Source organism: Bacillus cereus group sp. BfR-BA-01523 (genome assembly GCF_022662615.1).
Taxonomy (GTDB): domain Bacteria; phylum Bacillota; class Bacilli; order Bacillales; family Bacillaceae_G; genus Bacillus_A; species Bacillus_A mycoides.
In genome coordinates this window covers 56,032-69,065 of sequence record NZ_JAKUDX010000004.1, presented here as the reverse complement: position 1 = coordinate 69,065, position 13,034 = coordinate 56,032, and the positions used below count along the sequence as shown (strand labels likewise).

Sequence of the window (13,034 nt, the reverse complement as noted above, 5' to 3'; positions counted from 1 at the left end):
AGCGAAAGAATGAGAAGGAGAATAGTTATGAAAAAATTTCCATTTAAAGTGTTGACTTTAGCTACTCTGGCAACGGTTATAACTGCTACTACCGGTAACACTATTCATGCATTTGCACAAGAAAAGACCGCTCAAGAACAAAAAGTAGAGAATTATACATTAGGGCCTGAAGGACTGAAGAAAGCATTGGCTGAAACAGGATCTCATATTCTTGTAATGGATTTATACGCAAAAACAATGATTAAACAACCGAATGTAAATCTATCCAATATTGATTTAGGTTCAGAAGGAGGAGAATTAATCAAAAATATTCACCTTAATCAGGAACTGTCGCGAATCAATGCTAATTATTGGCTAGATACAGCGAAACCAAAGATTCAAAAAACAGCACGTAATATTGTAAATTACGATGAACAATTTCAAAATTATTACGACACATTAGTAGATACTGTACAAAAGAAAGATAAGGCAAGCTTAAAAGAGGGTATAAATGATTTAATCACTACAATTAATACAAATTCAAAAGAGGTTACAGAAGTAATTAAGATGTTACAGGACTTCAAAGCAAAACTATATACAAATTCTACAGATTTTAAAAATAATGTAGGCGGCCCAGATGGAAAAGGTGGATTAACGGCACTATTAGCGGGTCAACAAGCGCTAATTCCACAACTTCAAGCTGAAATTGAGAAGCTACATTCTACTCAGAAAGAACATTTTGACAATGTATTAGCATGGTCAATTGGCGGTGGATTAGGAGCAGTCATTTTAGTTATTGGCGCTATTGCAGGAGCGGTAGTGATTGTTGTGACTGGCGGTACAGCAACACCGGCTGTTGTTGGTGGCCTTACGGCTCTTGGTGCAGCTGGAATTGGTTTAGGAACAGCAGCTGGTGTCACGGCATCTAAGCATATGGACTCCTATAACGAAATTTCTAACAAAATCGGACAATTAAGTACAAAAGCTGATCTCGCTAGCCAAGCTGTTATTTCGTTTACTAACGCGAAAGACACTTTGGCATTTCTGTATCAGACAGTGGATCAAGCGATACTGTCTCTAACGAATATTCAACAACAATGGAATAAAATGGGGGCTAATTATACGGATTTGTATGATAATATCGACCAAATGCAAGAGCATAAACTCTCGTTAATACCTGATGATTTAAAGGCTGCTAAACAAAGTTGGAATGATATTCATAAAGATGCAGAATTCATTTCGAAAGATATTGCTTTTAAACAAGAATAGAATTTAAAAATCATAACCTATATTGGAGGAATATAAAATGATGAAAAAAATCCCGTACAAACTAATCGTTGCATCGGCTCTTTTAACTATGACAACAACTTCTGTAGTCTCACCAGTAGCAGCTTTTGCAAGTGAAATTGAACAAACTAACAATGGAGATACGGCTCTTTCAGCAAATGAAGAGAGGATGAAAGAAACCTTGCAAAAGGCCGGGTTATTTGCAAAATCTATGAATGCCTATTCTTATATGTTAATTAAAAATCCAGATGTGAACTTTGAAGGAATTACTATTAATGGATATGTGGATTTACCTGGTAGAATTGTACAAGATCAAAAGAATGCAAGGGCACATGCTGTTACATGGGATAAGAAGGTGAAAAAACAGCTTTTAGATACATTGACGGGTATTATTGAATACGATACAACATTTGACAATTACTATGACACAATGGTAGATGCGATTAATACAGGAGATGGAGATACTTTAAAAGAAGGGATTACAGATTTACGAGGTGAAATTCAACAAAATCAAAAGTGTGCACAACAATTAATAGAAGAATTAACTAAATTAAGAGACTCTATTGGACAAGATGTTAGAGCATTTGGAAGCAATAAAGATCTCTTGCAGTCGATTTTAAAAAACCAAGGTGTAGATGTTGAGGTTGATCAAAAGCGTCTAGATGAAGTTTTAGGATCAGTAAACTATTATAAACAATTAGAATCTGATGGGTTTAATGTAATGAAGGGTGCCATTTTGGGTCTACCAATAATCGGCGGTATCATAGTGGGTGTTGCAAGAGATAATTTAGGTAAGTTAGAGCCTTTATTAGCACAATTACGTCAGACCGTAGATTATAAAGTAACATTAAATCGTGTAGTTGGAGTGGCTTACAATAATATTAGTGAAATGCATAAGGCGCTTGATGATGCTATTAATTCCCTTACTTATATGTCCACGCAATGGCATGATTTAGATTCTCAATATTCGGGAGTACTTGGACATATTGAAACTGCATCACAAAAAGCTGATCAAAATAAATTTAAATTCTTAAAACCTAACTTGAATGCAGCGAAAGACAGTTGGAAAACATTACACACAGATGCGGTCACTTTAAAAGAAGGAATCAAAGAATTAAAAGTGGAGCCTGTTACTCCGCAAAAATAAGAAAATATTAGTTTTGTTGCAAACTCACCTAAAACATAGAGAATCTATGATTACGTTGTTAAATAGTAATGCAACAATTAATAATTCCTTATACATCAAAAAGGCGGAGTCTCATTAAAGACTTCGCCTTTCGTCTTTATAAAATTTGTACCCAGATACCAAGATAACCGTGCTGTATTACAGATTTTTAAAAAATTTGAAAGACGTTGCTTTTAAAGAAGAATAGAATTAAAAATCAAAACCTATATAGGAGAAGTATAAAATGATGAAAAAAATCCCTTATAAAATACTCGCTGTATCGACATTTTTAACTATGACAACAACTTATGCAGTTACACCAGTAGCAGCTTTTGCAAATGAAATTGAACAAACTAACAATGGAGATATGTCTCTTTCAGCAAATGAAGAACAGATGAAAAAAACTGTGCAAGATGCTGGGTTATTTGTAAAATCTATGAATGAATATTCTTATTTTTTAATTAATAATCCGGATGTGAGTTTTGAAGGAATTACTATTAATGGGTATGCAGATTTACCTAGTAAAATTGTACAAGATCAAAAGAATGCAAGAGCACATGCAGTTTCATGGAATACGAAAGTAAAAAAACAGCTTTTAGATACATTGACAGGTATTATTGAATACGATACAAAATTTGAAAATGATTATGAAACATTAGTAGAGGCGATCAGTACTGGGAATGGAGATACTTTAAAAAAAGGGATTACAGATTTACAGGGGGAAATTCAACAAAATCAAAAGTCTGCAAAAGTATTAATAGAAGAATTAACTAAATTTAAAAATGCTATTGGAGAAGATGTTAGAGTATTTGGGAGCCATAAAGAGACCTTGCAGTCTATTTTAAAAAACCAAGGAGCTGCGGTTGAGGATGATCAAAAGCGTCTGGAGGACCTTTTAGGCCAAGTAAACTATCAGAAAGACATAGAATCTAAGGGATTAGACATGGTAAAAATCCCCTTTCTTCCCACATTGATTGCTGGTGGGATAATGATAGGTGATGCAAGAGGTAAGTTAGGCTGGCTAGAGCCGGAATTAGCAAAATTACGTCAGAATGTAGATTATAAGATAACATTAAATCGTGTAGTAGGAGTTGCGTTTCATAATATTAGTGATATGCATAGTGCGATTGATAATGCTATTACTTCTCTTACTTATATGTCCACGCAATGGGATGATTTAGACTCTCAATATTCGGGCGTACTGGGACATATTGATAAAGCGGATCAAAAAGCGGATCAAAATAGATATAAATTCTTAACCCCTAACTTGAATGCAGCGAAAGACAGTTGGAAAACATTACGAACAGATGTTGTCACATTACAAGAAGGGATAAAAATTGCAGAGAAAAAAGAACAGGATTTTATGAATCAGCTTCGTTCATCCAGTGTTTTCTACTTTTGTAAAAAAATTCATAACGTATATACATTTGAAATAAAGACTGGATCAAATGCACCAAATGCGTCTTATAAAGTTATGAATTTAACTAAAAAAACGGTTCATAATATGTGGGGTGGAGGGCCAAATACAAATATGTGGGCTGATTGGCTGTCATTCAATCCAAATGATGAATTTGCGGTGGTAGCAGTAGTGGATGGGAAAGAATATGTTGTATATAAAGATAAAGTAGAAAATATAATGAACTGAACCCGAAAAGTTAGACAGAAAAATTACGCAGCAATTGGAGATGCGACACTAAATTGGACACTAAGTTAAGTGAAAAAGATGATTCAGAGCATTCTGTTGCAAAATTCGTTTTCTTTTAGCATGTCTTTTTGAAAATAAAGAATAAACGCCCTAAGGTGTCTTCCTCCGACTTGATAACCATGTTTTATATATTGGATTTCATTAAAATATTATTTTTCAAAATCTAAACTAATTGATTGGACTTCATATTAATGTAAAAGCTTGTTTATACGCTTGAGTCTTAAGAAGAAACCAAACTTTCGTTTAATACATGTAAACAATGTGAGAACCATTGATAATCCAATAGTTCTCACATTGAAATTAAGATAAGTCCGAATTTTATAGGCAAAGACAATTTCTAAAAATGAAATCTCATCTTTGCTAATAGGGTGTTTCTTTTGGTTAGCTTGATGAGCATCGGTCTGCATCCCTTTTAACACAAAACAATGATTTTATATGGTGTAGTTTGAGCTGGTATACTCATTGTTGTAAAACCGTAAATAGCTATTAAATTTCGATTCACAAGATTCCCTGTAAACAATTGACCGTTTGTTAATAAAATTTGAGTAGAAGGAGAAATATTTAATTTTAATTTTCCATCACCACTCTCCAACTGTTCATTAAAATAGTCTACTTTTACATTTTGATGCGGTGTATATTTAGCCATAACAATTGCTTGAAATTGTGGTGGGAAAATGAGAGGAACAGGAGCGTTAGCATCATAAAACCCACTTATTTTATCTCCTATTACTACTGTTGCATAGTCAATAAAATAAGTATTTGGTTTCACTACAAAATTTATTAGAGTTCCATAACCATTATTTATGGATATTAACTTATTACATCCCATTTCTTCATTTGATCCTGTTACAAAATCGTTAATCATAGTTATTGTACCCTCAAATGATTGAAAGTTTTTCATTCTAATACCTCTTTTGTTTATATAATTAAGCCTTTATCGCTACTCTACAATTTTTAAAAGCATGTAAATGAAATAATCCTTCTCGTATCAATTCCAAAAATAACCCAAAACCTACCGTTCCATCTAAAACCAGCAACAGACCTTGGTCCTACAAAAATTGGAAAACACCAAAATTGTTCACCATTACTAAGCCATATATAGGTATTTCGAAATAAACAGAATGAAATTGCTCCTGGATCAACAGCAAATGGTGAAGCAGTTGATTGTTGAGGAATAAATGATGGGGGAGGAGATGTTGGAGCTTGTGAACTTTGTTCACCTGGAAAACCTGGTCCACCCGGAAAACCTGGTCCACCTGGAAAACCTGATGTTCCTGGTAAACCAGGAATTTGAAGACCAGGGAATTGACGATCGAAGTATTGATTATAATTTATATAAGGATAATATAATGACTCATTATACATTTAAAAGCCACCTCTTTATTTTATAACTTCCTAAAGTATTAATATGTAATATTGCCTGTACATGAAGCTTATCCGCTTCATGTATAGACAATATTTGGTTCTGGTGCAAAAACTTCAAGGCAATTGCAAGTAATCTCTAAGTCTTGGACATACTGATACTACTACTCTAAAAAGGTGTGTGATTGGTATGGAAAAGAAAAATTTGTTCAAATGGAAGCACTATCAACCTGATATTATTTTGTTAACTGTACGTTGGTACCTGTGGTACAATTTAAGCCTTCGTGATTTGGTAGAAATGATGGAGGAACGGGGTTTATCCATTTCTCATACAACGATTATGCGTTGGGTTCATCAGTATGGTCCTGAATTGGACAAACGGAACCGAAGTTACCTCAAACAAACAAATGACTCTTGGAGAGTCGATGAAACATATATTAAAGTAAAAGGTCAATGGATGTACCTGTATCGTGCTGTTGATTCGAAAGGAAAAACAATCGATTTTTTCCTAAGCAAAACAAGAAATCATAAGGCTGCAAAGCGCTTTTTCAAGAAAGCTTTGCGGTCTTTTCATGTTTCAAAGCCACGTGTTATAACAGTCGATAAGAACCCGGCTTATCCTATAGCAATTGAACAGTTGAAAAAAGAAAAAAGCATACCTGATGGTATGCAACTTAGACAACAAAAGTACTTAAATAACATAGTAGAACAAGATCATCGCTTTATAAAGAAGCGAATCCGTTCTATGCTAGGATTCAAATGTTTTGACACAGCTACATCCATTCTTTCTGGAGTAGAAGCCATGCATATGATTAAAAAAGAACAGCTTGATTTACGGGACCAGTCTGTCCAAAATCAGAAAGAATTCATCCATCAATTGTTTGGACTTGCAGCATAAGATACGATTCCGTTAGGAATATATGCGCTTTATTCTCTTTTATTTTATTTTTGCACCAGAACCCTTTAATGGTGAGATATCGGAGATCAAGAAGCCGAGAAGATTATACGAGCAACTAAAATTACTATAAAAATTTCATTTTGTATGTATTTGAAAAACCAAAAGAGCACTTCATAAAAGTGCTCTCGTGACGAGTTTCATTTTCTAAAAGAAAGGAATACACCGTATCATACGAAGCTTTTCTGAAATGCGCTTGTGTTAATTAATTACTATTTGTAAAAAGAGCAGCTAGCAAAAGCTAACTGCTCGGTTCTCCAAGGGGGAACAAGGAGAAAATCTAATGTCATATACAATATTGACGGAATATTAAGTTTTATTCAGAGAGGAAGAGGGAAATGAACAATTCTAGACTGTCCCAACTTGGTTTTGGTCTGCAATATCAGAATCGTATGTGTTTGTTGCACTAACACCGCTAAAGGTATTGGCAACAAAAGCAACATTTGATGAACCTGAACCATTATAAGCTTTTGTATTTTCCTTTGGAGAAACGTTATAAAAATCACCTAAGTTGAAAGAACCGTTACTATTTTGTACAACCATATTTCCAACAATAGATGGCATTGTTTTCACCTACTTTCTTAGAAAGTATTTAAATTAACATATGGTTTATGAGTCTAGATGTGCATCTGGATCTGAAAATTTAAAAATGAAGGTTGTTAGAAAACCTAATAAAATAATCCTTTTAATAGAAAGCGAGGTTAAAAGAATGGAAGGTAACGTAAAGCTATTAGGAACAGATGGAATGTATGGGATGGAGTTCACAGGAAGTAAGGTTAATGTTTATAACGATGAAGGATACGTAATGGAAAGTATGACAACAAGGGAGCATGTTCAGGAAGTTATTGATTTTCTTGAAGAGTGCAAAGGACAAATGGAATAGAAAGAGAGGTTACTAGTTGATTAGAAAGAGAAAGGCGACAGCCAAGAAAAAGAATGCACCACGGATCAAACAGAGGAAAGTAACTTATGACGGAATTAACTTTGATTCACAGTCAGAAATGAATTATTACAAGTATTTACAAAGCAGGGATGATGTCGGTCGCATAGGGTGTCATCCCTCTTTCACTCTTATACCATCTTTTGAGATTAAGAGCAGCATAACAAAGTCAGGTAAGTCGAAGAAGTCTGCTATGAGGTTTACACCTGATTTTAAAGTAACGTACATAGAAGCTAGAAAGATGGTTATTTCTCAAGAAGAGTTTCAAGTAGATGTTTGGCATATTGAAGAAGTTTAACAAAACAAACGAACACAACGAACGAAAATAGATATAGTTAACACCAAAACGACGTCACTTTATAAATCTAATAAAATCAGTGTTTTGAATGTATACTTTTGTTGGTGTTTTCTTCGAAAATATGAAAAGTAACATTAATTCAGTGAAATCAATGTTTTGAATGTAAACTAATATTTAAAAGTTTACATTGGAACGGTTTAAGAAAAATAACATTCACTTCTTATGAAAAGTAGTCATAGGAATACATCCTTCATTGTGGGCGGGTGCACATATGTATAAAAAAATACCCTTGTCCAATCCATTATCATTCTTTAGTCATTTAATATTACAAAGGGGGTGAGAACATGGAAAACAATGAAAAAATCACGTTTCGATTTGTAAAAAAAGATGGGCAAGAAATTAATTTGGGAAATCTTGATGATAAACGAAAAATTGTCATTGTCATTAATAATCAGATTACATTTGCACCGAATACAACACAAATTGCCAGTGGAGCCGGACAAAATAGTGCGGCAGGAAGTAATGCAGCAATCGATTCATCGAATACCCGACAGCAAGAAACGGTGGGCGCTGGAGGCGAAGCGATAAATAAAGGAATTAGTGGGGATCAGATTGAGCCGCATAAAATGAAAAAAGAAACTTCGGATGAAGAGGCAGAATTTGTACTCATCATCAATAATCAAATTAATAGAACCCGTGAGAAACAGGCTAGTGCTACTCAAGTGGCAAGTGGTGGTGGAGATGACAGTGCAGCGGGAACCAACGCTGCCATCGAAAGTTCTAACACCAAACAGCAACATGCAGTGGGAGGCGGAACGGATAGTTCGGCAGTAAACACAGGTGAAGAAGGCGACCAGATAGAAAAATGCGATTAAAGAAGGAAAAATAATGTGAATTTTAAAGATTCTCTCAGCTTATCTGAGGGATTTTTTTTACTTTAATTATATTGGTAATTTGATAATAAACTTAAACCGTATGTATTCAAAGTGAACAAATAATGGATACAGGATTTGGTGCTAGCCTATAAAGAAAAGACACCCTAAGGTGCCTTCCTCCGACTTGAACCACGTTCATTGGAGGTGTTTTTCATTTGAAGGGAAGAGTACATTACCCAGAAGAAGTAAAGTGGAAAGTGATTGAGTTGAAAAAGGAGGGTTATTCAAATCGCACCATTATGGAAATACTCGGAATTAAAAATGTTTCCCAAATTAAGACATGGATGAAATGGTATCGTACAGATCAAACTTATCGTTTTCAACAACCTGCAGGAAAACAATATCCTTTTGGAAATGGGCCAAAAAAGCTAAGCGAATTGAGCAGATGGTTTAGGTGTTTTGATATGTGTCCCGTTTTCGGGGTTCACTTCAAAGTGGTGTGTTTTCTTTTTTACCTTACAAAATTGTAAGGTAAATGTAAGGGAAATCGAATGAACGGATTTTAGAAAAATGAGAATATTAAGAAGTGATATGATTCATATTTCTTTTGAGATTGAAAAGTTAAAAAACTCTTAAGGATTTATATGACAAAAAGATAAGAAATATATGAGAAATTAATACTATACAAAAGGGATGGAGTGAAAGAGATGTCAACAAATGTAGTTACTGTAGAAAGTGTAGAAAAAACGTATGGGAAAAGAAATGAGAATCAGTCAAAAGCATTAAGGGGTGTTTCATTAAGTATTAAAGAAGGAGAGTTTGTAGGGATTATGGGTCCTTCTGGATCTGGTAAAACGACATTACTAAATGTGATTAGTACACTTGATCAAGCGACAGGTGGTAGTGTAACAATAGCTGGCACAAATATTACTTCTATGAAGGGGAATGCGTTATCAGATTTTCGTTCTCAAAAATTAGGATTTATTTTTCAAGACTTTAATCTACTAGAAAATTTATCAATTTATGAAAATATCGCTTTACCACTTTCCCTGCAAGGCGTACCGTCAAGTGAGATTACTGGAAAAGTAAATGAAGTAGCAAAGAAATTAGGGATTACTGAAATTTTAACTAAATATCCGACTGCTGTTTCTGGTGGACAAAAACAAAGAACAGCGGCAGCACGAGCTTTAGTACATAATCCGGCAATCGTATTAGCAGATGAACCGACAGGAGCACTTGATAGTAAAAATGCAAAAAGTTTATTAGAAGCGATGCAAGATTTACATGAAAATCACAATGTAAGTATTTTGATGGTAACACACGATGCATTTAGTGCGAGCTATTGTGAACGTATTTTATTTATACAGGATGGACTTCTTTATAAAGAGTTAAAACGTCAAGGAACACGAGAAAATTTCTATCAAGATATTTTAGGTGTGCTTGCCCAAATGGGCTCAGCAACTGAGTCGAAGTAAGGGGGGGCGAGACTATGTTATTCAAATTATCACGTCATAGTATGAAAAAAATGTTAAAGGATTATATGGTTTTACTTATTGGTCTAGTCATTAGTATTAGTATTTTTTACATGTTCCAAACGATGGCGATGAATAGTGAATTTACAAAAGATAATAGTCTCATTGGTAGTATTAGGCTCGTCTTTTGGGTTGGTGCAATATTGCTTTCTTTTATTACAGTTTTTTACATCATATATGCCAATTCTTTTTTACTTACATTAAGAAGAAAAGAACTCGGTATGTACATGATGCTTGGAGCGAAAAAGAAAAAAGTAGCGCAATTATTATTTATTGAGACTTTTGGTATGGGGATTGTCAGTATTATTATCGGTATTTTAGTAGGAATAGTACTTGCTAGTGTAGCAGGGAATTTTTTAATGAATGGAATGGAGATTTCAGCAAAAGGTAATTACGCATCTGTGTACACACCAGCTATATTAGTTACATCTATTTTCTTCTTAATATTATTTTTCATTACTGGTTTAATGAATAGTTTCCGATTATTACGTAAAACAGAATTAGAGTTAATACGTGAAGATGAAACGCAAGATGAGGTGAAGAAAAGTAAGACTCGCACTGTTATTATGACAGTACTAGGTGTATTGCTAGTAAGTACAGGATATTATTTTATGGTGAATATAAAAATGTTTGCTGAACTAGGATTTATAATAGCGACAATTGTTACGACAGTAGGAACGTATTTCATTTTTAGCTCGTTGCTCCCACTTTTTGTAATGAAAATTAAGGGGAATAAAAAACGAAATGAAACGGGATTAAATAGTTTTACTTATGCACAGTTACGTTTTCGAGTAACTAGTTTATCGAGGGTACTAGGCACTGTAGCGATGTTAATTGCATTAGGTGCAGGTGCAATGACAGCAGGTATGGCGTTTCAAAAGAATGTAGGCATTATGACAGACTTCTCACGTGTATATGATGTCGTAATTCATGATCCAAATGAACAAGATAAAGCGGCATTAAAAGAAATGGAAATTGTTGAAGAAAGCAAGTATAAGTATAAAGTAGATGGAGAAGCGGTTTATTATTTACGTAACGACTTAACTGAAAAACCACCACTTATTTCAGATCATTTTGATACAAAGACTTTAAAAGAACCTGCTCGTAAACGTGTGGCTACACCTTTAACTGAACCTGTCTATTCTGCTTTGGAAGCTCCTGAAGTAGCGAATAAGCTTCCTCGCATGTCAAAAGATTGGGAAGATGCGATTGTAAGAGAGATACAAATTACACATAATCAGTTTAACGGAAAACCGGTAAGAATTGCAGATGAAGAGCATTACAAAGGAATTCAAGGAACAGAGCATACTGTAACATTAGCAAAAGTAGATGATATGAAAAAATATAAACCGTTATTGACAGAAATTGATAAGAGGCAAAAAGAACAAATTGAAAAAACAACAGGTACAAAAGTAGAATTATATACGAAAATGACAATTTATCAGTTCGTGAACAGTTTCATGAGCGGAACAATGTTTATGGGATTTTTCCTTGGAATTGCATTTTTAGCAATGATGGCGAGTTCTCTTATGTTCAAAATATTAACAGGAGCTTCTCGTGATGTACGCCGTTATGAAATGTTACGAAAAATTGGTGTGAGACGTAGTATGTTAACAAAAAGTATATATAAAGAGATTTCATATTTATTTATCTTCCCAGCAATTATTGGAATCTCCCACGTTTTAGTAGGGCTTAACTTATTCAGTTTCATATTAGTTGACCCATTTGTAAAAGTGTGGATGCCAATAGGAATCTTCATAGTAATTTATTTCATTTATTATTGGATTACTGTCCAACTTTATAAAGGTATGGTAATGCCGAAAGAGGAAGTTGTGAAATAAAACAGTTTAATGGAAAAGTCCTTGTATGAAAACAAGGGCTTTTTTAATAGTATGTTCTTTATAAAGAAGGGAAAGATTGGATAATGGTCGAAAAATATAATATGACTTCCGAGAAATGACGGAAATCGATATGTTTTGTCGAGAGAAAGGGTATCTCCTTACAAGGTATAGGTACTATACATGAATTTCATTTCTGAATATTCATTTAAATAGAAGGGGTAATAGTTATGTTCATTCGAATTGGTAAGTGGTGTGGGGTTACATGTTTACAATTATTTGCGGCGCTTATTTGTATTCTATTTTTAGGGGCACTACCGCGTTTATTTAAGGGATTACAAATTGATTTAATCGGTTTTTGGAACACAGTTGTGTTTCTTGGAGAGAAGTTACTTCAACCAGGTGAAATTACGTATGGATTTCGGAATTCAAGAAAGTTATTTCCACAAATATGGATTCATTATGTAGAGACAATGTTTGTATTTATTTCGGCATTTATACTATCTTTACTCATTGCGTATCTTATCGTTGTGTGGGTATTACAGCGCTCTCAATCAAAGCAACGTATGTGGAATGGGATTTTCGTCGCACTTGAAAGTATTCCGGACATTTTATTAATTTTATTATCTCAACTTCTAGTAGTAATAATCTTTCAAAAGACAGGTTTTATGCCAGTGAAATTTGCAGGACTTGGAGAGGAAAGGGCTCGCCTGTTACCAATAATATGTCTTACTTTACCTACAACATTATTATTTATTAAGTTACTACTATTACGTTTCAGAGAAGAATTAGAGAAAGATTATAGTATATTTGCTAAGAGTAAAGGGCTAAGTTTAAGACATATTTTGACGCACCATATTTCAAGAAATGTCCTGTTAACAACAGTCTATTATGCAAAAACGAATATTTTATTTATGTTATCAAACTTATATATTATTGAATGGCTGTTTAATACGTACGGTATGTTCGTTTTCGTGAAAGAAAATTCAAAATTAGAAATATTTACAGTGAGTTTAGTTTTATTATATGTACCGCTTTTTATACTATTTCGTTTATTACATACGCTTTTACAAAATGTTATAAAGGAGCGTGTGTAAC

Annotated in this window: 13 protein-coding genes and 1 pseudogene; 11 read left to right on the top strand and 3 right to left on the bottom strand. The window is 33.9% G+C overall.

Annotation, left to right across the window (positions count from 1 at the left end):
• Window positions 1-27: 27 nt before the first annotated feature.
• The 3 genes from hblD to hblB all read left to right on the top strand — a co-directional run bounded on the left by hblD (window position 28) and on the right by hblB (window position 4,076).
• On the top strand, window positions 28-1,248 hold the full coding sequence (hblD, locus tag MR066_RS12325) for a hemolysin BL lytic component L1 (protein WP_242247374.1): 1,221 nt from the start codon (window positions 28-30) through the stop codon (window positions 1,246-1,248).
• A gap of 37 nt (window positions 1,249-1,285) precedes the next feature.
• Window positions 1,286-2,413 (top strand): hemolysin BL binding component B, encoded by a 1,128-nt coding sequence (gene hblA, locus MR066_RS12320; protein ID WP_242247373.1) that lies wholly within the window; start codon window positions 1,286-1,288, stop codon window positions 2,411-2,413.
• Window positions 2,414-2,675: 262 nt separating this feature from the next.
• Entirely contained in the window at window positions 2,676-4,076 is a 1,401-nt protein-coding gene (gene hblB / locus MR066_RS12315) for a hemolysin BL regulatory component HblB (RefSeq protein ID WP_242247372.1), read from the top strand.
• Window positions 4,077-4,548: 472 nt separating this feature from the next.
• On the opposite strand, the gene MR066_RS12310 is transcribed toward hblB, so the two are convergent.
• Both MR066_RS12310 and MR066_RS12305 read right to left on the bottom strand, forming a co-directional pair.
• Window positions 4,549-5,037, bottom strand: a complete 489-nt coding sequence (locus MR066_RS12310; protein WP_242247371.1) for a hypothetical protein — start codon at window positions 5,035-5,037, stop codon at window positions 4,549-4,551.
• A gap of 53 nt (window positions 5,038-5,090) precedes the next feature.
• Entirely contained in the window at window positions 5,091-5,501 is a 411-nt protein-coding gene (locus MR066_RS12305; protein WP_242247370.1) for a collagen-like protein, read from the bottom strand.
• A gap of 187 nt (window positions 5,502-5,688) precedes the next feature.
• Here MR066_RS12305 and MR066_RS12300 point away from each other — a divergent pair, with 187 nt between their 5' ends.
• Complete coding sequence (locus MR066_RS12300) at window positions 5,689-6,396, top strand: IS6 family transposase (protein ID WP_242247369.1); 708 nt, start codon at window positions 5,689-5,691, stop codon at window positions 6,394-6,396.
• A gap of 405 nt (window positions 6,397-6,801) precedes the next feature.
• Here MR066_RS12300 and MR066_RS12295 read toward each other — a convergent pair whose 3' ends face one another.
• Window positions 6,802-7,017: a spore germination protein gene (locus MR066_RS12295; RefSeq protein WP_098855789.1), complete on the bottom strand. Its 216-nt coding sequence runs from the start codon at window positions 7,015-7,017 to the stop codon at window positions 6,802-6,804.
• Between the two features lie 145 nt (window positions 7,018-7,162).
• Here MR066_RS12295 and MR066_RS12290 point away from each other — a divergent pair, with 145 nt between their 5' ends.
• The 7 genes and pseudogenes from MR066_RS12290 (at window position 7,163) to MR066_RS12260 (ending at window position 13,033) form a co-directional block, all read left to right on the top strand.
• Window positions 7,163-7,336 carry a hypothetical protein gene (locus tag MR066_RS12290; protein WP_242247368.1) on the top strand — a complete coding sequence of 58 codons (174 nt, stop codon included), beginning with the start codon at window positions 7,163-7,165 and terminating at the stop codon, window positions 7,334-7,336.
• 16 nt (window positions 7,337-7,352) lie between these two features.
• A complete protein-coding gene (locus tag MR066_RS12285; RefSeq protein WP_242247367.1) occupies window positions 7,353-7,691 on the top strand; it encodes a DUF1064 domain-containing protein in 339 nt (112 codons plus the stop codon).
• Window positions 7,692-8,035: 344 nt separating this feature from the next.
• Window positions 8,036-8,566, top strand: coding sequence for a hypothetical protein (locus MR066_RS12280; RefSeq protein ID WP_219302228.1), 531 nt, complete (start codon window positions 8,036-8,038; stop codon window positions 8,564-8,566).
• A 215-nt stretch (window positions 8,567-8,781) separates the two neighbouring features.
• Window positions 8,782-9,012, top strand: a pseudogene (locus MR066_RS12275) (helix-turn-helix domain-containing protein); the annotation flags it as partial.
• Window positions 9,013-9,273: 261 nt separating this feature from the next.
• Window positions 9,274-10,041, top strand: coding sequence for an ABC transporter ATP-binding protein (locus MR066_RS12270; RefSeq protein WP_002085698.1), 768 nt, complete (start codon window positions 9,274-9,276; stop codon window positions 10,039-10,041).
• Window positions 10,042-10,055: 14 nt separating this feature from the next.
• Entirely contained in the window at window positions 10,056-11,939 is a 1,884-nt protein-coding gene (locus tag MR066_RS12265; protein WP_242247366.1) for an ABC transporter permease, read from the top strand.
• A 227-nt stretch (window positions 11,940-12,166) separates the two neighbouring features.
• Complete coding sequence (locus MR066_RS12260; protein WP_002031892.1) at window positions 12,167-13,033, top strand: ABC transporter permease subunit; 867 nt, start codon at window positions 12,167-12,169, stop codon at window positions 13,031-13,033.
• Window position 13,034 lies beyond the last annotated feature (1 nt).

Excerpts from the sequence above, each read along its gene's own strand:
- hblD (WP_242247374.1), top strand. The coding sequence starts at position 28 with ATGAAAAAATTTCCATTTAAAGTGTTGACTTTAGCTACTCTGGCAACG.
- hblA (WP_242247373.1), top strand. The coding sequence starts at position 1,286 with ATGATGAAAAAAATCCCGTACAAACTAATCGTTGCATCGGCTCTTTTA.
- hblB (WP_242247372.1), top strand. The coding sequence starts at position 2,676 with ATGATGAAAAAAATCCCTTATAAAATACTCGCTGTATCGACATTTTTA.
- MR066_RS12310 (WP_242247371.1), bottom strand. The coding sequence starts at position 5,037 with ATGAAAAACTTTCAATCATTTGAGGGTACAATAACTATGATTAACGAT.
- MR066_RS12305 (WP_242247370.1), bottom strand. The coding sequence starts at position 5,501 with ATGTATAATGAGTCATTATATTATCCTTATATAAATTATAATCAATAC.
- MR066_RS12300 (WP_242247369.1), top strand. The coding sequence starts at position 5,689 with ATGGAAAAGAAAAATTTGTTCAAATGGAAGCACTATCAACCTGATATT.
- MR066_RS12295 (WP_098855789.1), bottom strand. The coding sequence starts at position 7,017 with ATGCCATCTATTGTTGGAAATATGGTTGTACAAAATAGTAACGGTTCT.
- MR066_RS12290 (WP_242247368.1), top strand. The coding sequence starts at position 7,163 with ATGGAAGGTAACGTAAAGCTATTAGGAACAGATGGAATGTATGGGATG.
- MR066_RS12280 (WP_219302228.1), top strand. The coding sequence starts at position 8,036 with ATGGAAAACAATGAAAAAATCACGTTTCGATTTGTAAAAAAAGATGGG.
- MR066_RS12270 (WP_002085698.1), top strand. The coding sequence starts at position 9,274 with ATGTCAACAAATGTAGTTACTGTAGAAAGTGTAGAAAAAACGTATGGG.
- MR066_RS12265 (WP_242247366.1), top strand. The coding sequence starts at position 10,056 with ATGTTATTCAAATTATCACGTCATAGTATGAAAAAAATGTTAAAGGAT.
- MR066_RS12260 (WP_002031892.1), top strand. The coding sequence starts at position 12,167 with ATGTTCATTCGAATTGGTAAGTGGTGTGGGGTTACATGTTTACAATTA.